Source organism: Paenibacillus daejeonensis DSM 15491 (assembly GCF_000378385.1).
Classification (GTDB): Bacteria; Bacillota; Bacilli; order Paenibacillales; family Paenibacillaceae; genus Paenibacillus_D; species Paenibacillus_D daejeonensis.
The window spans coordinates 159,252-182,889 of record NZ_KB899662.1; the positions used below are offsets into that span (position 1 = coordinate 159,252).

The 23,638-nt window shown below is 53.6% G+C and carries 20 protein-coding genes; 2 read left to right on the forward strand and 18 right to left on the reverse strand.

Going from position 1 to position 23,638, the window contains the following annotated elements; translation table 11 throughout:
- Positions 1-89: 89 nt before the first annotated feature.
- The 9 genes from F556_RS0114155 to F556_RS0114195 form a co-directional block, all read right to left on the reverse strand.
- Positions 90-941, reverse strand: a complete 852-nt coding sequence (locus F556_RS0114155) for a M56 family metallopeptidase (protein ID WP_020617626.1) — start codon at positions 939-941, stop codon at positions 90-92.
- Positions 941-1,363, reverse strand: coding sequence for a BlaI/MecI/CopY family transcriptional regulator (locus tag F556_RS0114160; RefSeq protein ID WP_026297293.1), 423 nt, complete (start codon positions 1,361-1,363; stop codon positions 941-943). The genes F556_RS0114155 and F556_RS0114160 overlap by 1 nt, the downstream gene beginning before the upstream one ends.
- 100 nt (positions 1,364-1,463) lie before the next feature.
- Positions 1,464-1,649 (reverse strand): hypothetical protein, encoded by a 186-nt coding sequence (locus F556_RS0114165; RefSeq protein ID WP_020617628.1) that lies wholly within the window; start codon positions 1,647-1,649, stop codon positions 1,464-1,466.
- Entirely contained in the window at positions 1,646-2,377 is a 732-nt protein-coding gene (locus F556_RS0114170) for a hypothetical protein (RefSeq protein ID WP_020617629.1), read from the reverse strand. Before F556_RS0114170 ends, F556_RS0114165 begins: the two co-directional genes overlap by 4 nt.
- 123 nt (positions 2,378-2,500) lie before the next feature.
- On the reverse strand, positions 2,501-3,265 hold the full coding sequence (locus F556_RS0114175) for a DeoR/GlpR family DNA-binding transcription regulator (protein WP_020617630.1): 765 nt from the start codon (positions 3,263-3,265) through the stop codon (positions 2,501-2,503).
- A 20-nt stretch (positions 3,266-3,285) separates the two neighbouring features.
- Positions 3,286-4,755 (reverse strand): rhamnulokinase, encoded by a 1,470-nt coding sequence (gene rhaB / locus F556_RS0114180; RefSeq protein ID WP_020617631.1) that lies wholly within the window; start codon positions 4,753-4,755, stop codon positions 3,286-3,288.
- Complete coding sequence (rhaI, locus tag F556_RS0114185) at positions 4,752-5,972, reverse strand: L-rhamnose isomerase (protein WP_020617632.1); 1,221 nt, start codon at positions 5,970-5,972, stop codon at positions 4,752-4,754. Before rhaI ends, rhaB begins: the two co-directional genes overlap by 4 nt.
- Positions 5,973-6,006: 34 nt before the next feature.
- Positions 6,007-6,375, reverse strand: coding sequence for a sensory rhodopsin transducer (locus F556_RS0114190; protein WP_020617633.1), 369 nt, complete (start codon positions 6,373-6,375; stop codon positions 6,007-6,009).
- A 13-nt stretch (positions 6,376-6,388) separates the two neighbouring features.
- Entirely contained in the window at positions 6,389-8,458 is a 2,070-nt protein-coding gene (locus tag F556_RS0114195) for a bifunctional rhamnulose-1-phosphate aldolase/short-chain dehydrogenase (RefSeq protein ID WP_020617634.1), read from the reverse strand.
- 302 nt (positions 8,459-8,760) lie between these two features.
- Here F556_RS0114195 and F556_RS0114200 point away from each other — a divergent pair, with 302 nt between their 5' ends.
- Complete coding sequence (locus F556_RS0114200; protein ID WP_169447588.1) at positions 8,761-10,962, forward strand: septation ring formation regulator EzrA; 2,202 nt, start codon at positions 8,761-8,763, stop codon at positions 10,960-10,962.
- A gap of 63 nt (positions 10,963-11,025) precedes the next feature.
- Here F556_RS0114200 and F556_RS0114205 read toward each other — a convergent pair whose 3' ends face one another.
- The 3 genes from F556_RS0114205 to F556_RS0114215 form a co-directional block, all read right to left on the reverse strand.
- Entirely contained in the window at positions 11,026-13,563 is a 2,538-nt protein-coding gene (locus tag F556_RS0114205) for a beta-mannosidase (protein ID WP_020617636.1), read from the reverse strand.
- Positions 13,564-13,674: 111 nt separating this feature from the next.
- Complete coding sequence (locus tag F556_RS0114210; protein ID WP_020617637.1) at positions 13,675-14,205, reverse strand: chromate transporter; 531 nt, start codon at positions 14,203-14,205, stop codon at positions 13,675-13,677.
- 23 nt (positions 14,206-14,228) lie between these two features.
- Complete coding sequence (locus F556_RS0114215; RefSeq protein ID WP_020617638.1) at positions 14,229-14,852, reverse strand: chromate transporter; 624 nt, start codon at positions 14,850-14,852, stop codon at positions 14,229-14,231.
- A 173-nt stretch (positions 14,853-15,025) separates the two neighbouring features.
- Here F556_RS0114215 and F556_RS0114220 point away from each other — a divergent pair, with 173 nt between their 5' ends.
- The gene (locus tag F556_RS0114220) at positions 15,026-16,222 is read left to right on the forward strand and encodes an ROK family protein (RefSeq protein WP_020617639.1); all 1,197 of its coding nucleotides are present in this window, start codon (positions 15,026-15,028) and stop codon (positions 16,220-16,222) included.
- A gap of 3 nt (positions 16,223-16,225) precedes the next feature.
- On the opposite strand, the gene F556_RS0114225 is transcribed toward F556_RS0114220, so the two are convergent.
- From F556_RS0114225 to sigI, 6 genes are all read right to left on the reverse strand, one after another.
- Positions 16,226-17,368, reverse strand: a complete 1,143-nt coding sequence (locus F556_RS0114225) for a Gfo/Idh/MocA family protein (RefSeq protein ID WP_020617640.1) — start codon at positions 17,366-17,368, stop codon at positions 16,226-16,228.
- A gap of 206 nt (positions 17,369-17,574) precedes the next feature.
- Positions 17,575-17,940: an IDEAL domain-containing protein gene (locus F556_RS34050; protein WP_020617641.1), complete on the reverse strand. Its 366-nt coding sequence runs from the start codon at positions 17,938-17,940 to the stop codon at positions 17,575-17,577.
- A 263-nt stretch (positions 17,941-18,203) separates the two neighbouring features.
- Positions 18,204-19,718, reverse strand: coding sequence for a leucyl aminopeptidase (locus tag F556_RS0114235; protein ID WP_020617642.1), 1,515 nt, complete (start codon positions 19,716-19,718; stop codon positions 18,204-18,206).
- Between the two features lie 69 nt (positions 19,719-19,787).
- On the reverse strand, positions 19,788-21,158 hold the full coding sequence (locus F556_RS0114240; protein WP_020617643.1) for an ATP-binding protein: 1,371 nt from the start codon (positions 21,156-21,158) through the stop codon (positions 19,788-19,790).
- Positions 21,159-21,361: 203 nt separating this feature from the next.
- The gene (locus tag F556_RS36295) at positions 21,362-22,810 is read right to left on the reverse strand and encodes an anti-sigma factor domain-containing protein (RefSeq protein WP_020617644.1); all 1,449 of its coding nucleotides are present in this window, start codon (positions 22,808-22,810) and stop codon (positions 21,362-21,364) included.
- A gap of 3 nt (positions 22,811-22,813) precedes the next feature.
- Positions 22,814-23,599 (reverse strand): RNA polymerase sigma factor SigI, encoded by a 786-nt coding sequence (sigI, locus tag F556_RS0114250; protein WP_020617645.1) that lies wholly within the window; start codon positions 23,597-23,599, stop codon positions 22,814-22,816.
- Between the last annotated feature and the right edge of the window lie 39 nt (positions 23,600-23,638).

A 23,638-nucleotide genomic window follows, 5' to 3' on the forward strand; every position in this document is an offset into this window, starting at 1 on the left:
TTCATATCCTCCGTTCACACTACAAAACGTAGTGCATTTAATTAATCGGAGCCTGACCGGCTGTAACTCACCGGTCGGTCCGTTGATCGTTACACAACCGCCCAGAAAAGCATCCCCATCAGCAGCAACAGCATCCCCGACGATCCTGCCAGAGTGGTCCACGGCAGCTCGGGCGACACATCCTGAACCGGGTTTAGAATCTTGCGAATCCGGTAGTTCACCGCATGTTCAGCAAATGACACGTGCGCAAACGGTTGAGCCCCTGATTGTCCAGATCTCAGCAGCTTGAGCAGTGCGCTGCCAATAAAAGCCTCGCTGCCTTGCTCACGAGAAGCATAGCCATCCGCCAGAATTTCTCGAGCCAGATGATAATTGTCGGCCAGCCAACGGAGAACAGGAATATACCAGAATACAGAAGCGAACAGCGTTGTCATAAAGGTTTTCAGCGGGTCATGATGCCGCAAATGATGCATCTCATGCAGAATGACCGCCCGTTCTTCTTCCTTATCCAGCAGCTCCAGCAATCCTGTTGACAGAATGATCCGACGGTTGATAAACCCCATTGTAAATGCCAGGGGAGCAGCGGATGAAATGACCAGCAGCCTCTCTCCCGTAATCTGGCCGTACTTCATGGCCATCAAGGCCGTCGCGCGGCTGTCGCGGCTTCGCTCCAGCTTGTGCTCCGCGCGTCTGATGAGCCACAACTGGCGTAAGATGTTGACAACCAAAGAAGCAAGAGTCGTAAGCACGATAGCATCAAGCACATAAGCAAATGAAAAAATGCCCATGGAGCGCATCCACATATTACAGAGATGAAACAAATTCGTCTTCAAATTCCATCCAAAAAACAAATGGCAGGCGTAGAGCAGCATTTGAGCCACGACAATGCCCGAGATGAGCATGGAGGTAACAAACGCAGAACGCGAACGATTATTCCACATCAGGATCGGTCCTTTTTAAGTTGTTGGATCCGCTTCTCCAGTTGATCCAGCAGATCGGGGTCGGCTTCATCGAGCGCATCCACCATATGGTTGACAATCAGCGGCCCGAATTCGTCCAGCAGCTCGCCCGTGAGCTCCTTGGACTGCGCCTCCAAGAATGCCTCCCGCGAACGGGTCGGCCGGTATAGCGACGCCTTGCGGCCTGGTAGCTTGTCCAGAAATCCCTTCTCCGTCAAACGGTTCATGACGGTCATCACTGTATTGAAGCTGAGGGGCTTCTCCTGATGCAGCTGCAGCTGATGCTGCACATCCTTGATGGTCAGCTCCGTATTATCCCACAGAATCGTCATCACCCGTGCCTCCAAGGGGCCAAAAAACCGATTCATCCCCCTTTCATGGTATTTGAAGTTCTCTATCTTCATAACTTCCCCACCTCACACTACGTATTGTAGTGCAACTGTTCATCGGTTGTCAACGTTCCCCCGGTAAGGGGGAGCAACCACCCCCACAGAACGGAAGTTTCTACTCCGAGAGAATGATAGCTAATGGAAATCCAACAATTAAATACAATAACACGGTCGCTCCTATCCCGCTGCGAATGATGGTGCGCCGATCATACCGGCCAACAATCAGTGCAATCCAGGCGATCAGGATGATGCCCAGTGTAATGAACTGCCAAGGCGATACCAACGTCTCCGCACGAATCATTGTGGCACCTCCCTTCGCTCAAATGTCTGAATCTGCTGCAGAAGATAAGCATGGTTGTGCTGAAGTGCTTCGTCATAACTGTAAGGCATGACATCCTCTGATTCAGTCAGCACCATGGCTCTGCCTGCTTCGTCCGTCGTGTTGAACATACGCATGTAGACATCGAGCGGCACATTCTGCTCCTGCAGATGCAGTAGCCAAGGCTGCATATCCTGATACTCATAAAATGGAATTTCGACCGCCCGTAGACCTGACGACGTGTTGTGTACGAAACACAGGCTGGGCAGGACATGCGCGAGCGGCTGCCGCTCCCGCCATTTCGATTCTTTGTACGCATAATGATTGATTGCTACATGATGGGCGATACTGGCTTTTACGATCTCCGAGAGCTGAACCGTTTGTTCGGTCCGGCTGCGGTTCGTTTTGTCGTAGCGTATCAGCTCCAAACGATCTCTGAATAAGTGATAGCTGCTCAGATGCGTATTCTCCCAGACGAACTTATCCAGCAGCTTGTAGCCCTTCCATGCAAGCCAGAGACCCGCAGCAACAAGAGGCAACAGCAAGAGAGCCCAGCCGCCAAGAGCCCTTGCGCCATATCCAGACCACCCGGCCATCGCCAGGCCGAAGATAATCAGCAGTGTAAAGCATTCAAAGGAGAGGATCCAGTAAAAGGGCTGCATCTTCCGGTCGCAGCGGGCATGAATAAGGTTCGGCTTTGTTTCCATCATATGCACGTCCTTCCGGCCAATATATTCCTATCTACTACGCGCCACAAGGTGAAACGATTCAAAAAAGAAAGAAGAACCCGGCAGGCGGGTCACGCCTGACAGGCTCTGTTGTTCGGGCTTTCACTATTTTGAAGCAATCTGCACGTGCACGTTCAGCTCACGCAGGCTTTTATAAAACGCCTCATCAATCTGGTCATCTGTAATGATCGTATGGACCTTGGACAGATCGGCTACATGCGCGAACGTCTTGAGTCCAAACTTGCTGTGGTCGGCCAAAAGAAATACCTGCTCGGCCATACCGATCATCCGGCTCTTGATAATCGCTTGCTGTTCATTCGTCTCGCTGATCCCGCGCTCCAGATGGATGCCCTTGCAGGAGATGAATGCCTTATCGACATGGTAAGATTCCAGGGAACGCTCCGCGAGCGGACCGACATAGGAGAGCGATCGGGGTGCCAGGGTACCGCCAGTGGAAATCACCTCCACGCGCTCCTTGGTACTCAGCGCAATCGCTACCTGAATCGAGTTGGTCAGCACCGTGAGAGGTATGTCCGGCAGAATGGAAGCCATATACCAAGCCGTCGTACTGGCATCCAGAATGATTCGTTCCCTCGGTCCGATATGCTGCACCGCTTCTGCAGCGATGCGCTTCTTTTCCTCGATGTAGGCAATCTCCCGCTCCGTATGAGGGACTTCCGTCTGCTGTTCTTTCACGCTGACAGCCCCGCCGTGACTCCGCTTCAGCCGTCCCGCTTGCTCCAGCCGGTCGAGATCGCGGCGGATTGTCTCTTCCGTGACGCTGCATAGCTCGCTCAGCTCCGACACCCGGATGCTGCCCCGTTCATTGACCAGCTGCACGATTTTCTCATACCGCTCCATTACGAGCATCCCATTCACTTCCCGACGTCTTATTGTAAACCCGTCACTTGCACAAATTCAGCGTATGCCTTATCCCAGACTTCCGGCTCCTGCGGCTCATAAAGAGCAGCAGGGAACGAATCACGGACAATGCTGCGTGCATCACGAATCGATTGAATTTCACCCAATGCCATGTATTGTACCAGAATATTGCCGATTGCGCTCGCTTCTACAGGACCCGCCCATACCGGCTTGCCGATGGCCTCCGCTGTCAATTGGCATAACAACTCATTCTGAATCCCGCCGCCCACCATATGCAGGCCTGCGAACTCAACTCCCGAGAGCTCCGCAGTCAGTCCCAGAATGTAGCGATACTTGAGTGCCAGACTGTCCATGATGCAGCGGGTGATCTGCCCGGGCGTTTCAGGGACGGTCTGATTCGTGGTGCGGCAGTAAGCCTGAATTGCCGATGGCATATGCGACGGATTGAAGAAGGACTCGTGATCCGGATCAATGAAGCTGATGCAGGCTGACTCCTGACGGGCCAATTGGGCGAGTCCGGCGAAGGATACGTCCTGGCCTTCCTGCTCCCAGATCCGCTTGCATTCCTGAATGATCCAGAGGCCCATAATATTCTTGAGCAGACGGAAGGTCCCGCCTACACCACCTTCATTAGTGAAGTTCAACTCACGTGCGCGCTCGGTCAGCACGGGAGCATCCACCTCTGTTCCCATCAGCGACCATGTACCACAGCTCAAGTATGCAAACGGCCCTTCCCCTGCGGGTACCGCAGCAACAGCGGAACCGGTGTCATGCTCAGCTACGGCTATGACCGGACAAGCCGGCACATCCAGCTCTGCCGCGAGCTCTGGCCGCAGCTGCCCAACAACCGTGCCTGGCAAGACAACAGGGGCAAACAAATGGGCTGGCAAACCAAGCCGCTCGATCAGTTCCCGGTCCCAATCCTGTTCCAGCGGATGATATAGCTGGGTGGTTGAAGCATTGGAGAACTCACTCTTGCGCTCCCCCGTCAGGAAGTAACGAAGCAGATCAGGGATCATCAGCAGCTGATCCGCTTGCTGAAGCGCCACGGCCTGCCGTTCCTTCAGCGCATATAGCTGAAAGATTGTATTAAACTGCAGAAACTGAATGCCGTTGCGCCCGAACAGCTCACGCTCGGGAATCTGCTCGAATACCTGGGCCATCACCCCATCGGTCTGATGGTCGCGATAGTGATAAGGATTACCCAGCAGCTCGCCGTTTTTATCCAGCAGGCCATAATCAACGGCCCACGAGTCAATGGCGATACTGCGGAACGCCAGCCCTTGCTGCCTGGCCTTGATGATGCCTTGCTTCATCTCATGGTACAGCCGCAAAATATCCCAGTGCAAATGCTTGCCCGTGTGTACCGGATCATTGGCAAAACGGTGGACTTCCCGAACCGTCAGCTTGCCATTCTCCAGGGTGCCGAGAAGCGCTCTGCCGCTGCTTGCGCCAAGGTCGAAGGCGAGGACACTCACCAGCTGGCACCACCCTTGCCGCGCGGCGCGATACTCTCCTCATAGCCGCTCGCCAGATAAGCTGCCATCGGATCAACCGGCACGCCTTGCTCTTCGCGGACCGCTTGAAGAAGCGGCGTCACGTCGAACTCCGAGGCTTTGCGCACCGCATCCTCTGCCGCCAGCACATCGCCGGCTTCCTGAGCCGCGAGAACCTCCTCATGGTTAATCAGTAGCGCCTTGGCATACTGGGTCTGTACATTCAGCACAGAGCGAATCATGGCCGGGATCTTGCGCTCAATATTATGAGACTGGTCGATCATATAAGCAATGTTATTCACCGTATCACGGACTGCGCCGTTCTCGTCCAGCGACGCTTCAAGAATCTGATAGAAAATCAGGAACAATTCATAGGGATTCATGGTGCCTACAATTAGATCATCGTCCGCATACTTACGGCTATTGAAGTGGAAACCGCCGAGCTTCTGCTCGTCAATGAGGTACGCAACGATATGCTCCACATTAATGCCTTGGGCATGATGCCCCGTGTCCACCAGTACCTGTGCTTGCGGGCCCAGCTTATTAGCCATATTGAAGGACATGCCCCAGTCCGCGAGATCGGTATGATAGAAGGCCGGTTCAAAGGTCTTGTATTCAATCAGCATGCGCATCTCCGGCGTCAGCGCGCCGTACATTTCGGAGAGTGCTTCATGCATCCAGGCTTTGCGCTTGCGGATATTGCCCTGCCCCGGATAGTTGGTACCATCGGCAAACCACAGGCTGATGTCGCGCGAGCCTGTCGCCTTGGCAATATCGACGCATTCCAGCAGATGATCGGTCGCCTTGCGGCGCACAGCGGCATCCGCATGGCAGACGCTGCCCAGCATGTAGTCTTCTTCCTGAAACAGGTTAGGGTTGACTGCACCGATCGTCAAGCCCAGGCTCTCGGCATGACTGCGCAGCTTGCTATAGTCATCTACCTTGTCCCAAGGAATATGAATGGCGACCGACTTGCAAGCTCCCGTATATTTGTGAACCTGTGCCGCGTCATCGAACTTCTCGAACGCGTTGCGGGGTACACCGGTTTTCTGGAACACCTTGAAGCGTGTGCCGGAATCGCCGTAGCCCCAGGAAGGCGTCTCGATTTGAAGCGATTTCAAGGTTTCTTTGACCTTGCCGATATCAATGCCCCGTGCTTGTTGCTGCTCCTCGAAGAGCTGATATGCGCGATCTGTCATCGTGGAAGTCTCCCTTATCTATCATATTTGTCGTTTAGGCTAACGGATAAGCCATTGTTGTCATGAGCGCATTCTCCGGTTGGGTAGAATCCAGACGGCTGTACTGAATAATCACGGGTACGTCGCTCGTCACTTCTACGGCATACGGTACGCCCACCGGGATGGATTCTTCATCCTTCTTGAGCGAGCTTGTGCGGACGTGCTTGGTCCGTTTCCCTGCTACGTAGACCTTGATGCCCTCGATGGGGTCACGATCTTCAAAGAAGACCGTGACGCTCAGAAGCGCATCCTCCGGGTTAATATTGAGCACACAGATCGACTCGTGGCTCTCCAGCGACCCGGAGCTGTCAGCAGGGATGTAACAATCGGGAATAATCCAGTGCAATTCCCCTTTAGTTCGCATCCTGCCTCTCCTCCTATCTGGTGAATGCTGCCGGCACGCCGCCATCAATGGTCAGCATGCAGCCGGTCGTCTTCTCCGACTTGGACGATGCGAAGAAGGCAATGCCTTCGGCAATATCGCGCGGATAAATGTTGACAAGTAGCGTCGTTCTCTTGCGGTAATGCTCTTCCAATTGGTCCGGCTCGATTCCGTAAGCAGCCGCCCGCTCATTGCGCCAGTTGGAGTTCCAAATCGCCGAGCCCTGCAGAATCGCATCAGGCAGCACCGTATTCACCCGGATGCCGAATTCGCCGCCTTCGCTGGCGATACAGCGGGCCAGGTGAGCTTCCAGCGCTTTTGCTGCACTGTAAGCCGAAGCATTCTTACCGGCGTAGATCGAGTTCTTCGAACCGATGAAGACCATGTTTCCGCCGATTTTTTGCGCCTTCATCTGCTTGAAGGCCTCGCGTGCCACCAGGAAGTATCCGGTTCCCAGCACGTTGATGTTCAGATTCCATTCCTTGAGCGACGTCTCATCGAACGGGCTGGAGGTGGCCAGTCCGGCGTTGTTGACCAGAATGTCGATGCCGCCATATGCAATCGCGCTCTCTGCAAATGCTGCCAGCACTTCGTCTTCCTTGGTGACATCCATTTTGACCGCGATGGCCCGGCCTTCGCCATAGGTGCTATTGATCTCTTCCGCTACCTTCTGGGCGCCTTCCAGGTTAAGGTCAGCGAGCACGACATGCGCGCCCTCGGATACGAGACGACGAGCCGTTTCGCTGCCGATACCGCCAGCTCCCCCGGTAATAAAAGCAATTTTGCGGGAGAATTCCGTCTCAGCCGGAGCCAGCGACAGCTTGTAGAGCTCAAGCGGCCAGTACTCGACGTTATAGGATTCATTCTCGCTGAGCGACACGAATTGCCCAAGGCTGGTTGCGCCCCGCATGACAGCGATAGCCCGGTGATAGAGCGCGCCGCTGACCTGAGACATCGCCCAGCTCTTGCCGGTGTTGATCATGCCGATGCCCGGGATCAGAATGACCCGCGGTGCCGCTTCGAACATTTTGTCGCCGATGTGTTTGTTTTGCTCAAAATATTTCACGTATTTGCTTTCGAACTCCCGAATGCCTTCCAGCACAGCCTGCTTCAGACTTGCTGCATCTCCAGCAGACGGGTCCCACGCAACGTACAGCGGCACCATCTTCGTATGCACGAGATGATCCGGACAAGCAGCGCCTACCTGGGACAAGCTGCCCGCATCTCGGCTGTTGACAAACTGCAGCACGTCGTCGCCATCATCGTAGCTCAGGATCATCTTCTGTCCCTGGCTCACTGCGCCACGAATGACCGGCATGATCTCACCCAGCAATTCGCGGCGCTTGTTCTCTGGCAGCGTCTCATATTGCGAGCCGCCGAACAGCTTCTCTTCCTGTACGCGCGCTTCGATATAGGCTTCCGCTTCGCTGATAATTTTGATGGTCTGCGCATAAGACTCTTCCGATGTCTCTCCCCATGTCACTAGACCATGCTTCTCCATAAGTACAAGCTCTGCATTCGGATTGTTGCGGACACCTTCAGCGATCATCTTGGATAGTGTAAAGCCCGGTCGTACATAAGGCACCCACACATAACGGTCGCCGAAGATTTCCTTGGCCAACTCTTGCCCGTTGTCAGCGCAGCACAGACTAATGATTGCATCAGGATGGGTATGATCGACATGCTTGAATGGAAGAAACGCATGAAGCAGGGTTTCAATTGAAGCGCGTGGATGCTTGCTGTCAATCATACAATGCGCCAAATACGCCACCATCTCCTCGTCCGGCATCTCATCACGCTCGATCAGGGGACGGATGTCTTCCATCCGCAGCCCGGTAAAGTTAGCCGCTTTCATGGAGGCCAAGTCGGAACCGCTGCCTTTGACGTACATGACTTCCACATCGCGTCCACGGAAATCCTGCACAATGGTCTTCGTCGACGTGTTGCCGCCGCCCCAGTTGCACACCCGGCGATCCGCACCAATCAGGTTGGAGCGATAGACGAGCTGATCCAGCCCGGTTTCCTGCTGCGATGCCTTCTGGTTGTCCCACAAGCTTTGTACCATATTGAACATTCCTCCGTTTTTGTTTTATCTTTGTTTTCTTCTGTTTGTGCCATTATATCATCTGTATTAACGTTTGAATACAGTTTTTTATGTCCGTTATACTTCTGTAAGCGTCATCAACGAAACATATTTTCTTCCTCTGCGTATGGAAAGTAATTAGAACTCATTCCGTAATCTCGTTTGGAGGCCAAATGATGAATAGATATGCTTGTCTACGTCTGTGCATAGTCGCATTAATTTTCAGCCTGCTGCTCCCCCTCCACGGTCTTGCAGCACAACCTTCAGATGCTCCGCCCTGGCTGGTGGATCGAGCTGAAATGCTTCCCGATGGTGCGGCTGAGCGACTGTCAGCTATCAGAGCAGATGGAACACTCCCCTTCTATGTGCTAACCCTTCCCTACCTCGGTAGCAACCAAACGCCCGCCAGACTGGCAACGCATCATTATAATGAGCTGAAGCTTGGGCAGAACGATGTTCTCCTTGTCATCTTTGAGTCGAAGCGAGTGGTTGAACTAACCTTCGTCGACCCTGAGCTGCAGATGGCTCTGGATCAGTGGGCGGCTTCTCAGTCTTCTGGCAGCAGCGACGTCTCCAGCAGCTCGGCCTTTCTGGATCGGCACTTCGTAACGCTTGCCCGAGACGGCCAGTTGGAGGAAGCACTGGGCAATCTTATGCTTGAGATGGAAGCACTGGTCTCGGGTACTGCCCCAACGGCAGCAGGAACATCGGCGACTGTAACTGTTATCTCTCCTTCACAGAACGCTGTCACCAACCCGAATGGCTTGGCCATTCTCGGAGTTTCAGCAGGATTGCTGCTTTTTTTTGGCGCATTATGGTTGTGGACCTCACAGCTCAAGCTCCGCCAACTGCAGGCGCAGGAGGCTCGAATTCCTGAGCTAATGGCTGCCACAGAGCGCTGCCGTGATCAAATGCGGCCTTTCGCAGGCTTTGTCCAGGGACAGACCGAGCAGCATGTCGATCAGATTGACCGTTCCTTATCCGAGCTTCTGTTAGCCTTGGACAGTCTGCGCAACCGTGCCGGAGAACGCCAAACCTCCTTGCTGCGCAAGTCGCGAACAGATAGGTTGATTATTGAGCTGCAGGAAATACTGGACCAATCTTCTGTTCTGCTGGAGCGAATCGGACAGCAGATTGCCGAGCTGGCTGATACCGACAAGCGTATCCGCACGAAGACCGACAAGCTGGGTTCGCGGGTTGACGTGCTCAGGGAGAAGCTGGAACAGCTTAAATCGACGACTGGATATCCCCTGACTGTACTCGCAGCCGAGTTGGAACGCCTCAACGCTTCCTTGGCAGCGGCTGATCAACTGGAAGTTTTCGACCCGGTGGCTGCCAGCCGTGAGGCTGCTGCCACGCGGGAGGCTGCAGATCACTTGGAGGAACAGTTATCCAAGATCAGTGTGTATGACAACAAGCTAAGTGACTATGCCAAGGCTGCCGCCGCTGCGGCAGGAACTATCGAAAGCCTAAGCAACGAGCACAACATCCAGGTTGCCGTAGCGCGGCTCCAGCTCCAATCCCTGCCCGATCAGTCAAGTTTCATTGTGGAACACCTGGAGGAGCAACTGCGTCAAGGCAATGTCGATGAGGTAGCGCGTCTGGATGAGGAGGTAGAGCGTCTGTTAACCGAGGCAGTTGAGAGGGTTCGATTGCTCGGCAAATTAAAGCAGCAGAATCTGCAGGATCTGGACTATCTGGCGCGTAAATGCGAGCGCCTTGCTGACATGGAAGTGGAGTTGAATGCAGGCTTCGAGGAACTGCAAGGCGTATACCATGAATCATTATGGCAGCCGCTGCAGCGTGAGTTCCAGGCGCATTGTTCCGAGCTGCAGCGAATGAGGCAGGCGATGGATGAGGTCCGCCTGCTGACTGGCGAGGAGGAACAGGCGTATGAGCAGGCACATGAACGACTCGCCCGTTGGCTGGAAACGGCGCAGGCAGCGGACAGATCAGTGAATGCATGCCGCACACTGCTTCATGAGCTGGACCAACGGGTGGAGCGCGCACGCCTAATCCATGCCGGGCTTGAGCAGCAGCTGCGGGATTTGCATCACCTGATCAGCACAGAGCAATTAACCGTTCTGCCTGCCTGGGATGAAGCCTTCGCCGATATTCGTCGTTCCTACACCGATGTAACCGAACGATTGCAGCGGATGCCCTATCCCCTCGACCGAATTGAGAAAGAGCTGGCCTATTGCGCTGGAGAACTGCGTTTAGTGGAGAATCAGATCAATACGCAGCTGGCACACAAGCGGGAGGCTGAGCGTCTGCTGCATGTGGCGCATGGCTACTATGACCGTTTTGCCAATCATGCGTATGCCAGCCGCTTTCATGCGATTCATACGCAGTCTCATCAGCTCTTCATGCAAGGCAGATATGAGGAATCCGTGTTGCATATGCGACATGCCGACCAACTGATTCGTGAAATGCTGGGGCATGAACCACCTGCCCAGAGCTTTCCCCCTCCACCTCCCCTGCGATAGACGCAACAAAAAACCAGCGCTGCGGTTCACCGTCAGTGCTGGTTTTTTGTTGCTTTATAACGATTAGATAAAGTCCGCCATCGAACGTACAACCAGCTCACCCGGGGATGCCGTCACGAAGGGTTGCTCTTCGTCGCTGCGCGCTTCGAAGGATACCGTGACCGGCTGACCAGGCAGGAGGTCAAAATAATTGTCGGAGAATACGCCCTCTGTCTCGGATGAGAGCCAGACCTGCTTGGCCAGCACATCCGTAGACAATGTGAAGCTCGTACCGCCGCTCCCCGTCACCTCTTGGACATCAATCTTCGCTGGCTGCAGCGCAAGCTCCTTGCCTGGCACAAAGTAGTGCTCTCTGCGGTCAGTCAGTACCATTCCCTGCCAGAGCTCGGCAATCAGCACAGTCCGTGAAGCTGCGGCACCAGCCAAGAGCTCCTCTACCGTCTTGGAGACGATAAGCGCCGAGCTGTTGCTGTCTACCGTAGCAGACAGGATTTCTTCCTTCAATTGAGTGCCGTCAAAATCATACAACCTCAATTTCAACGAACCCTCTACCGGCGACAGCGCATCGGTCATCAGATGGATATCGACCTGGCCTTCATTACTGCCATCAATGGACAGCATGACATCCTGGAAGCTTCGCTTGGCGTAATACTGGAGTGCCTTCCAGCGGCCATAGTAGTCCATGCCAGCCCAGGAAGCAACAGGCCAACAGTCATTCATCTGCCAATAGAGCGAGCCCATGCAGAATGGCTTGCGACGGCGATGCGCCTCAATGGCCGTCTTCATGGCTTCCGCCTGCAGCACCTGGCTCATGTAGAGGAAGGATGGGAAGTCTTTGGGCTGCGGGAGGTACATGTCCATGTATTCCTTGATCAGCCGGTTCCCCGCGCCATTGCGCTGATGAGCCAGCATGACCTCGGACTCCAGCTCCAGATCGGACTCCTCGGCATAGGTGCGTACCGATTTGTACTCAGGGAACGACTGGAACCCATATTCACTCATGAAGCGGCCTACGTGTACATTGTATTTGTCAAAAGGCTCCGTTTTATGCCAAACGCCCCAATAATGAATATCTCCTACCGTGTTCGAGTCAGTCGCATGCTGATTCTCGTCCCGTGTCAAATCGCACATCGGTGAGGAAGGCCAGTAGTCAATACCATGGGAATACGCGGAAACCGCTTCTGGAAGGATCTCGTGGAAGATGGTTTCATAATCCGCCCAGATCTTCTCGCGCTGCTCCGGCGTGAACTCCTTCTTCCATCCCCAACCGGCACCTGCCTCCTTATAATGGGACCAAGCCGTATCAATCTCATTATTACCGCACCAGAGGGCCAGGGATGGATGATTGCGCAGCCGCTTGACGTTCTGCTCAGCCTCTGCACGAATACTATCCTGGAATGAAGGATGGCCGGGATACATGCTGCAGGCAAACATGAAGTCCTGCCAGACCAAAATGCCGTACTCGTCACAGAGCTCATAAAAGTCCTTCTGCTCGTATATGCCGCCGCCCCATACGCGCAGCATATTCATATTGGAGGCCGCAGCCGCAGCGATTTCATGACGGTAGCGCTCGCGGGTCATTTCGGTCACGAAGCTGTCGCCAGGAATATGATTAGCACCCTTGGCGAAGACCGGTACGCCGTTCAGCTCAATGTAGAACGTAGCGCCTTGCTCGTCCTTTTCTCTTACCAGACGGACGGTCCGCAGGCCGGTTTGTACCGATTGCTCCGCAGCTCCGTCTGTGCCTGCAACACGGACATTGAATGTATAGAGATTGGCCTCTCCCAATCCACGGCTCCACCACAAGCGGGGCTGCTCAATGTTCAATGCCAGCTCCACCGTCTGTTCCCCTTGCTCCAGTTGGACCTTGCCCCTCCAGCTCGTACCATCCGACTCCACGGTAAGCTCTGCTTCTCCTGCTTGCTCAGATACGACGCTTACGACCGCCGTGAGCGCTGCCGCTTCGCTGCTGACCTGCTCCTGTCTAATGTAGACGTCGCTCAGACGAACACCACTCCAGCCCTCCAGCCGCACCTCTCGCCAGATTCCGCTTGTTACCAGACGCGGACCCCAATCCCAGCCGTAGTGATAGGGTGCTTTGCGCGCGAAGATGCTGACTCGCTGTCCCTCCAGACCGCCCAGCTCAGACTGGTCGTTGGATGCCGGCAGCTGGTAACCGAGCTCCTTCAGCTTGGGCAGATCCTCCTGAATCGGCGATCGGAACAGGATATGCAGCGTATTGCTGCCTTGCTGCAGATAGGGCTTCACATCGACCCGCCAGGACAGGAACATGTTGTCCGCGGACAGGATGCGCTGACCGTTAAGCGTGACATCAGCATAGGTATCCAAACCGTCAAATACCAATTCTACATTGGACTGCTCCAGTACATGCTGCGGCACCTCAAAAACGGACTGATATTCCCAGTCCTTCTTGTCAATCCATTGCAGACGATGTTCATTTGTGCCATAGAACGGATCTTCGATCTTATCGTTTCTGTACAGATCTGTATGCACGCACCCCGGTACTTGCGCGGGCAGCCACGTTTCCTCTTCGCTTGCCTTGAAGCTCCAGTCCCCGATGGTCCACTTTACTTCGCCCATGCTCCAGCCTCCAATTAAACGTTAGTATGTTTTTGTGGGTTATTAGATATAATTACACAAAAAATACTAACATTTATAACAAAACCGGTCAATGACCGGCGGGCTCAAAGTTTAAAAAAGAATGATGCCTGCAAGCCCCGCCGAAACGATCACCGGGAGCGGATGAACCCGGTATTTGGCCATGGCCACAAAACTGCCTGCCGCAATGAGAAGTGTACCGAGAAAGCTCCAGTTCAGCCACCCGGCGCCTGCCAGTGGAATCAAAAATCGGATGGCAGCGTAAGCGATCAGTCCGGCGACCACAGGCCGCAGACCGTACAGCACTTTGCGGACAAGCGGCAGTTCAAAGTTGCGCACGAGCAGTGCGGATAGCCCAATCATTACGAGCAGTGAGGGCAGCGCCATTCCCAATGTCGCCGCAATGGCCCCACCCCACCCTGCAACCTCATAACCAATCAAAGTCGCACTGTTGACAGCAATGGGCCCCGGGGCCATACCGGCTAGAGAGGCTAGCTCATGGAATTGCGAGGCGCTCATCCAATCCCGGGCACTCGCTTCATATTCGATGACCGGCATGATGGCATAGCCACCGCCAAAGGACAAACAGCCGATCTTAATAAAGGTCAAAAAAAGCTCCCACACAGCAATCCCCCCTGGTGTCTGTGCTAGATGTAATATTCAGGATACACATGCTCTTCCTGTTGCTCCAATTTAGGGCGCTCCAGGCGCCAGGCCAATCCGAGCCAGCCTTTGCCGGCAATGACGGCAGAGCCGATGAGCAACCCTCCCGCGATAAGCCAGCCTGGATGAATCGGGGTCAGGATGAGACTGGCTAGCGTGGCTGTCAGAATGACAAGCGTCGATGCGTCAAAAACCGCCGCCTTGCCCATTCTCCAAGCAGCCATGGCAATCAGTCCGACAATTCCTCCCTGGATGCCTTGGAGCGCCGCAATAGCCTTGGCCTGATCGGCCACAAGTGTAAAGCCGAACCCCAGTACCAGCACAAGCGTAAACGTCGGTAGCGTCATTCCAAGTACAGCGGCTACCGAGCCGGGGCTGCCAGCTACGCGGTAACCGATCGCAGCAGCGGCATTTACACCTACCCCGCCTGGCGCTGCGGCGGCCAGGGAAAGCAGATCGTTCAAGGTCTCTTTATCCGTCCAATTGCGGCGGTGCACGGCCTCTCGCTCAATGACAGGCAGCATGGCGTATCCACCGCCGAACGCCGTCGGTGCAACCCGTATAAAGCTCCAAAAAAGCTGCCACAACAATCCGGCCTTGGCTATCATCTGGATGTCACCTCTTCTTAGTTGATGATATCTATCTTCTTATTATACCATCTTTATTTCATTTTGACATAAAGTATTGATGAATTGGATCATTGTCCTGAAAATTGTTCACTCTCCCAAGATTCGATATAATAGAAGAAACACAATGTGAACAGGGAAACGGAGGATTCATTATGCACCCGGGTGAACGTCTGCCCTCGGCGAAGCGGCTCATTTACAATTACGTGGCCCAACACGGCCCGCTCCCCAAAAACGAGCTGCGTCATGTGGTAGCAGCATCCGGTAGTACGTTGACACGTGTGTTGGAGGAAATGGCTGCTCAGGGGTTGCTCAACGCTGATAGTTTTGGACCCTCGAGCGGTGGCCGCCGGCCAACGCTCTATCAGATCAATCCCCGTTATCGCTATATTTTTGGCTTGGAAATCTCGAGACTGTACTCTGCTTTGGCTCTTTTTGACATGCAAATGAACCCCATCTCCAGCATTCAATGGCGCATGGATGAGGCAATGGATCCAGAGCGTCTGGTTGAGTACGTGCATGTGAATGCGCAAGCGTTCCTAAGGGATCATCAGATTCGAAGGGAACAGGTAATGGGTATGGGTATCGGAGCTGTTGGCCCGCTGGACCGGGAGAAAGGAATGATTCTTGAGCCGCTCTACTTTACAGCAAAGGGATGGAAGCATGTACCGATCTGTCGCATGCTGGAGGAGAGAACCGGGTTCCCTGCCAGACTAGACAATGGGGCCAATGCTGCCCTCGCTGGGGAGCATTGGTCGCTGCGTGAAGCCAATCTTCAACATATGCTGTATGTTCATGCAGGAGTCGGTTTGCGCTCAGCCATGATGTCGGGAGGGAAGATCATCCGAGGCAGCGTGGATATGGAAGGCGCAATTGGTCAGATGATTATTCAACAGGACGGCCCTCGTCTGGACAACCATGGCAATTCCGGGGCGCTGGAAGCCTTTGTCTCCGTGCAAGCATTAGAGCAGCAGGTTCGCGGCCTCATCAAAACTGGAAGGGACCATCTGCTGCAGCAATTCCGAATCAGCGTCGAACAGGTAAATTACGATATTCTGCTCCAGGCACTCGCTGGCGGAGATGTCATGGTCCAGGAGTTGTTCACCCGGTCGGCTGCGCATCTGGGAATCGGCCTAGCCAACCTGATCAACATTTTACATCCGGAACGGATCGTTCTTGGGGGCGCTCTGGTAAGCGCCAACCAAGCCTATTATGATACCGCCATAGAGGTAGCACTCAAGCACACCTATTATTACCCGGACTATGCCCCACAATTCTCCAAGGGCTTGCTGCGCGAGCATGCCGTCGCAGCCGGGGCTGCACTGCAGCTATGGAACGAGCTCGACATGTAGCGGTTAGTCCTGCTTAAGCTCGACCCACCTGCGTTCCTCGTGACTGCACAGGATCGCCTCAATTAATTTCATCAACTGATGGCCTTGGTTAAACGTCGCATAACTACGATGATGCTTGGGCTCTCGTACATGAGAGTAGAAATCATGACACAGGTTCTTGAGACCGTCTGGCCAGCCTTCCTGGTGTCCACCGGGATAATGCGCCAGTTTGGCAGAACGCTTGGAAAGGGTCTCTGGATCCTTGAGAATGACTTCATTGGCTTGGCCGCGTCGTCCCACCCATAATTCGTTCGGCCGTTCCTGATCCCAAGCCACGGCAGATTGGCCTGCAGCAATCTCAAAGACCAGGCGATTTTTTCTTCCAGCAGCAACCTGGGATACCGTGAATACACCTTGCACCCCATCATCAAACCGAATCAGAACGCTGCCGTAATCCTCCGAGCTGACAGCCACTTCCTCGCACTCTCCAGCTGCTGTCGCAAAGGTTGCAACCTGCTCTATTGGCCGTTGTCGGTGCGAATGAGCCGTCTTCAGATCGGCGCACACTTCGACAATTCTTTTGCCCAATACATGCTGTACGGTATCGCACCAGTGCGACCCGATATCTGCCATGGCGCGTGAAGGGCCATTCACCTCGGGGTCCAGCCGCCAGCTATAGTCGGATTCATAGAGTAACCAGTCTTGCAGATAACTGCCTTGAACATGAATGACCTCTCCATTATCGTCCTTGCGAAGGAACTCCCTTGCTTCCGATACCATCGGATAATGCCGGTAGTTAAAGCATACCCCGCTTCGAACATTGACCTGATCTGCGAGCTCCGCGAGCTCCTGCGACTCTACAGAAGTGACGGCCAGCGGCTTCTCCGACAAGATATGCTTGCCAGCCTGCAATGCCTGCTTGTTAATCTCGTAATGAAGCACGTTGGGCGTGCAGTTATGGATAACCTCAACCTCAGGATCTTCAATCATGGACTCATAATCATCATAAACATGCGGGACTCCCATCTCGGTAGCTACCTGTTCTGCCTTGGCACGTTCCCTCCCCGCTATGCCCCATACCGTTACGCCCGGAATCCGGCGCAACGCCTCAATATGAGCAATAGCCGAAAACCCCGTCCCTACAATACCTGCTTTGATTGGTTTCATGATTGCTCATCCTCCTTTGTATTCGTGAAATTGTATCTTATGTTTGTTATTTACACCGCCATCGAACCGGCAAAACGAAGGTGAAATCTTTATCATAAATATGAAAAAGGAGCCGTAGTCATGGATTCATGTTGTCACAATCCTGACTGCAGCTCCTCATTCGCCAGAGACAAGCTCCGGTGTATATGGAATACCGTGTATTTAATTTAGAAGTTTAAAAAATTCAGGCGTGGGTTCTGCATCAGATCAGCAGACAGGTCATGCTCCGTATCCGTCGCCTGCACTTCCTTCAATTGAGCGGCCAATTCATTAAACCAAGCCTCATCACGACCCGCCAGCGCGGCATCAATTAAGGTTCGCAGCGTCTGTGACTCGGTAAGGGGTGCCATCTCCAGCTTCTTCAGCTCATGCTCGCGAACGCCTACATACTTGTTAATGATGCTTTCGTGGTCAGAGTGAATGACATGCAGTTTGATAATCCCTTGAAATTCACCGATCGTCTCGATATAACCGTGCACAAGCTCACCATTACTGGTATGGCCTTGCACCCAGTCGCCAATTTGAAATGTCATGGTCTAGCACCACCTGTTCTGTAAAAGTCTAGAGTTACATCGGTCTCAACTGTAACAACTACAGGTACACTTTGGCAATCAAACCACCTTGTTTCAGGCATACTGTAATAATACTAGATACAGTTGTGTTTGTCAAGTAAGCTAACCTCTTTGGAAGGTACCGACGCAATCGTCCCACAAGTGTGTAAGGTCCGGAGAACAAGAAGAGCCCCGCTTCGGCGGAGCCCCCTTCTTCTCTATAGATCCATCTTGCCTATTTCGACTCAATTCGACGGACTTGTCAGCTCCGCCAGCGTCCGTACCATGACCCCTGTGGCCCCCTTGGATTCCCAGCCCCGGCTTCTGGACAACCAGGCTGTACCGCCGATATCCAAATGAACCCACGGCCGTTCTTCCGCAAAGGTACCAATGAACAAACCGCCCGTAATCGTGCCTGCCAACCGGCCGCCCGTATTTTTCATATCTGCTGCATCACTATCGAGCTGCTTGCGATATGGCGCGTAGGAAGGCAATTCCCAGACTTTCTCGCCGCTGCGCTCTCCTGCATCCCGTACCTTGCCCATCAACTCTGGATTGTTGCTGATTGCTCCGGTTGCCACATCGCCCAGAGCCACCATGACGGCACCTGTCAGTGTCGCCACATCGACCAGATGGGTAGCCCCCCGCTGAATCGCAGTCGTCAAGCCATCCGCAAGCACCAGACGCCCTTCGGCATCGGTATTCACTACTTCTACGGTGCGCCCGCTCATGGTTGTAATGACATCGCCAGGCTTAAGCGCACGATCAGACGGCATATTTTCTGCAGCAGGGATGACCGCCACGATGTTCACCGCAGGACGGAGCTTGCCGACAATTCGCATCGCCCCCAGTACTGCAGCTGCACCGCCCATATCAGAGATCATCTCTTCCATGCCTGCCGCTTTCTTGAGCGAGATGCCGCCCGTATCAAAGGTAATGCCCTTGCCGATCCATCCCCATACGGTCGGATCGTCTGGTGCCCCTTCATAGTGCAGCACGATCATCCGCGGCGGGTTGGAGCTGCCCTGACCGACGCCGAGCAGACCTCCCATGCCTTGCTCCGCAGCGGACCACTCATCCAGCACTTCGCATTCGATGTCCAGTTCAGCCCCTAGCTGCTCTGCTTCTTCCGCCAGTTGCTCCGGTGTCAGCAGATTCCCTGGCCGATTCGTCAACTCGCGGGCATAACAGACGGCTTCTGCATAGACCTGTCCTCTACGGATCCCTTCCTCCCAGGCCGCCGCAATTTCAGCTCCTGCTGCATCATTGGGGATAATGGTTACCGAACCAAGCCCCGGCCCTTCCTTGGCTTCTCGCCGGATCGCCTGGCGGCTGTCCGTTCCCAGGATAAGCCCCTCGCTCAGCGCTTGTGCTGCTGTTGCTGTCCCGTACTGCTCTGCACCCTCGACTAACAGCTGAGGCAGCAGCACGCGGATATGGACCGCTTTGAGCGGCTGTACCGCGCGCGCAGCAGCAGCTCCAGCCAACCTAAGTTTCTCTGCTGTGATCTCTGAGGACAATCCGATATAGACGACAAATGGTGAAGGCAGCAACCCCAGGGTAGGCAACACATAGGTCTCCTCTGGTTTCGCCCGGTACACGCCTCTCGCATACAGCTGACGTAAGCCATCATCCAGTTGCGGATGGAGCGCCAAGCCTGTCTCCGCATCAGCTTGAAGCTCCTGCTCGGTTACGAAGGTGAGTATGACGTCCGCTTCCGGCTCCTGTTCCTGATGACCGTAAGTAATTTGCAAGTTCATTAGATTTCCTCCTACTCAATCTGCTATGTGAAGAAAAAAAGAATCGGTCTTTTAACCGATTCTAAGCGTTTATCGCACCATTGGCAAATAAATCGTAAACTCCGTTCCTTCACCACTGTTGCTGTCTACCTTGATAAAGCCGCCGTGGTTGCGAATAATCCGGTAACTCACCGACAACCCCAGCCCTGTGCCTTCCGCCTTCGTCGTGAAGAACGGATCAAAGAGGCGGTTCATCGTTTGCTTCTCCATCCCTTTCCCGTTGTCGCGGATGGTAATCTCTGCATACCGGCCTTCCTTGCGGCTGATGACCTCAATTCGGCCTTCCCGCTCGCCCCCCAGCTCGACTATAGCATCGAGAGCATTCTTCAGAATATTCAGAATTACTTGTTTGACCTGTTTCATGTCGATGGAGACCTGAAGCCCGTCCGAAGATCCCTCATATCCAATCACACTCCCCTTCATCAGGGCCTCACTCTCGGTTAACAGAATGACTTCCTTGAGCAGAGAGTTGATCGACACCAGTTGCATCATTGGCGCAGAGGGCTTGGACGAATTTAAAAATTCGTTGATGATCTCATTTGCTCTATCTATCTCGGAGAGAATAATTCTAGCGTATTCTTCTTTGCCTAGCGCTAGCAGATGCGGGCGCAACAGCTGGATAAACCCGCGAATCGAGGTCAATGGATTGCGGATCTCATGCGCGATAGCAGCCGCAATCTTGCCCAGCATCGCCAACTTATCATTCTGATAAGCCGTCTGTTCGATTTGCTTGTATTCGGACACATCCTTAACGCTAATGAGGTAATCACCATCCAGTTGATCCCCATAGGTTACAGTCACGAGCAAATGACGCCCGCCCGCATCCTGAAGCTCAAAGTATCGGCTTCGCTGCCGGATCATCTGCTTGAACAGTCCAATGATCATCCGCTTGGTAGTCTTGCGCAGCGCCGCGTGGGTAACGATTCCCCTTACATCGCAGCCAATCAATGTTGTACGGGGGATATCCAGAATCCGAGCCATCTGCAGATTGACAAAAGTCAACAGCCCCTCTTTGTCGAATAAAGCGATACCGCTGTCCATGTGCTGGAGCACATTCTCATACTTGTCCTTCATCAACTGGGTCGAACGATTGGATTTGAATAATAGCTCTTTCATTTCGTTGAACGTTTCTTCGCTTGACTGCTGAGGGAATGAGCGATTCTTGACCTCCGTCGTCAACTCGACGAGCAGTGTCGTACTGCGTTTGTACACGATCGAGGGATCGCCTGCCAACTTGTCATCCAAGAGCAGCTGCAGCGCCTCATTGTGAATCGAGCTGATTTCCTCCGGACTCAGGCTTTGCAGACAGCGCCCGAGCTCTTGCTTGCGATACATGGATACTTCTCGAGAGCGAACATAATCGGAGAGGATTAGATAATACTTCTTCTGGATAAAGGGCATTCCGGCCTCACTGTGGCTACATACAGCATACCTGACTTGTGGGTCATGCTTGGAACGTCTCATCAGCATTCTCTTATCACATCCGATAGGTTTGTTATCCAACACGATAACCTAATAATAGTTATAATATGTAATCGGTGTCAATCAGAGATTGTGTCGAATGATCCGGGTCAATTCGACAAGAAAATCAGCCTGACGACAAGTCAAGCCGCCCGCACTAGGCCTCTCTGATCAGAGGCCCCCTGCGCTTCCCGCTCCATCCGTTCATTGGACTTACCGTTATTCCCGTGACGTCCTTTTTCTTTTGCGGCCTCGCTCTTGCCTTGTCCCTTATGATGTCCGTTCTTGCTCTCATTGCCCGATTCCTTCTCTGGACGCTCACCCGGCGAGCCTTCACCACGGCCTGGCACATTCTCCTGCGAATCGTTGTTCTCGCGCTGCGGCTTTTTCCCCGGGTCCTGCTGCTCTTGTTTTTTAGTCTCTTTTTGTTGCTGCTTTTGTTGCTTTTCCTCTTCTTTTTCCTCTTCTTTTTCCTCTTTCTTCTTCTGTTTTTCCTCTTGCTTCTTCTGTTTTTCGTCTTCCTTCTTCTGTTTTTCGTCTTTCTTGTTCTGTTTATCCTCTTGCTTTTTCTGCTCTTTATCCGTTTTCTGCTCTTGCTTTTGCTCCTGTTTGCTTTCTTTTGCTGGAGGGACAACAGGAGCTCTGTCTTCTGCCTGTGGCTCCACAGGCTGCACCTGCAAGTTTTCCGCTTGTGGTTTTACCTCCGGCAAGGGCGCGCCGACTGCTGTCTTCCCTGCATCACCCTCGATTCGTGGCGGATCTTCGATGCCGCTCTCTGGAACCGTTGGTTGCTCTGCCTCCTGCGCGAGCTCCTGCTGAAGAAGCCGCCGCAGCGCCTCGCTGGCTCCGGCGGTATCCAATTGACTCAGAATGGCCTCCATCCCCCCGTGCGCTGCCACCGCTTGGTGAATGGAGAATTGCTGTAGCTCCTTTAACATAATTGGATCACTGGTATGCTTCGCGAGCAAATAGACGGCCATTTTGCCTGGCGTAACCCCCTGCTGCTCCGCTTCCTCTCTAAGTTCCAATGGTGCGCTCAACACGGTAACCGTCAGATCAAGAGCCGATTCCAGCATCAGACTCACTTGCCCCGCCACTCTGGCTTCCAGGGATGCATCTGGACGTGCACCTGTGATTACGCTGGTGACAATAACTTCGGGTCTGTCTTCGATCAGATATTGCCCTGCTCTGGCGCGTTCGACAATTTGTCCCAACACTTCCTGCATGGCGATGTTCTCATAGTTCATGCCCTCGATCATCTCCGCCCCGTCCGCATTCCAGGAGCGCAGTTCCAATACGCGCTCGTGTCGATCCACCCCAAGCTCCAGACTTGGATTGAAATCAATCGCCAGGTAAACCGCTACTTCGGAGTAAGAGCGCATGAGATTCGGGAGCGTGAGGAGCAAAAGCACGACAGAAATTGCAGCTACCAGAGCGATCGTCTTGCGCGCTGCCAAAACAGGCGGGCCAGGCAGTCTCACCTCGTCCCCAAGGTCTGCTTCCGAGGTACGCCGTATTTTACGGAATTCCCCATCTGCTGTCATCACGATCCAATGCTTGGGACCAATTTCTACAATGATTCCGTGCTTCATGCTTTACTCCCCTCCTTTCTCTTGCTGCGCTTTCTCGGTCAGATAGGCCTGCAGATGTGGATATGCTCCGATACGGATTAACACAAGGGCGATCAGGAACTTTCGATTGCGTTCCAGCGTCTTTCGGGTGACTCCCGCAAAAGGCAGGATTTCTTTAATCGGCAGTTGTTTTTTGTGCTGGAGCTGTTCCAGCAATGCCTCATTTTCTGCTATATCTGATGCGATCTGCTGCATCTTCTGCCTAGAGTCGATATGCTTGGGCGACACCTCGACCAATTCGGCAAACGTAATTCCGAAGCGCCGAAGGTGGCCACTGAATTCCTCAATTTCCTGGCGCCGTTCGTCAGATTGCAGTTCGGCTGCATAATGACGCATCGACTGTTGCTGTTCAATCCGGCTGAGGCGTCCTTCCTCACCGGGTTGTTCAATCGCACTATAGGGAACTGAAGCAGCATGACGCTGTTCTTTGCGAATATGATCGATCAGCCGGCGACGAATAACGGTCTCTGCAAATCCGATGAAGGACTTCCCCGCTGTCGGATCATACTGCCTGATGGCTTCATGAAAGCCATTGAGCGCGATACTATATTCATCATCATGGGCAGGATCAATATATCGCTTGCAGAATCTGCTTGTTGCTTTAATAATAAAAGGCTCATACGCGGCAATAAAAGGGCTTAGAAGTTCTTCCTCCCCTTTGGCAATACGCGCTACAAGAACCTCCGGCGTCTCCTTACCACGCTCTGGGGCCTTGTCCTTATGTGACTTGCCGAGCCATCGTCTGAACAAAACAAGTAACAACCGCTCCACCTCACATTGATAGCTTTC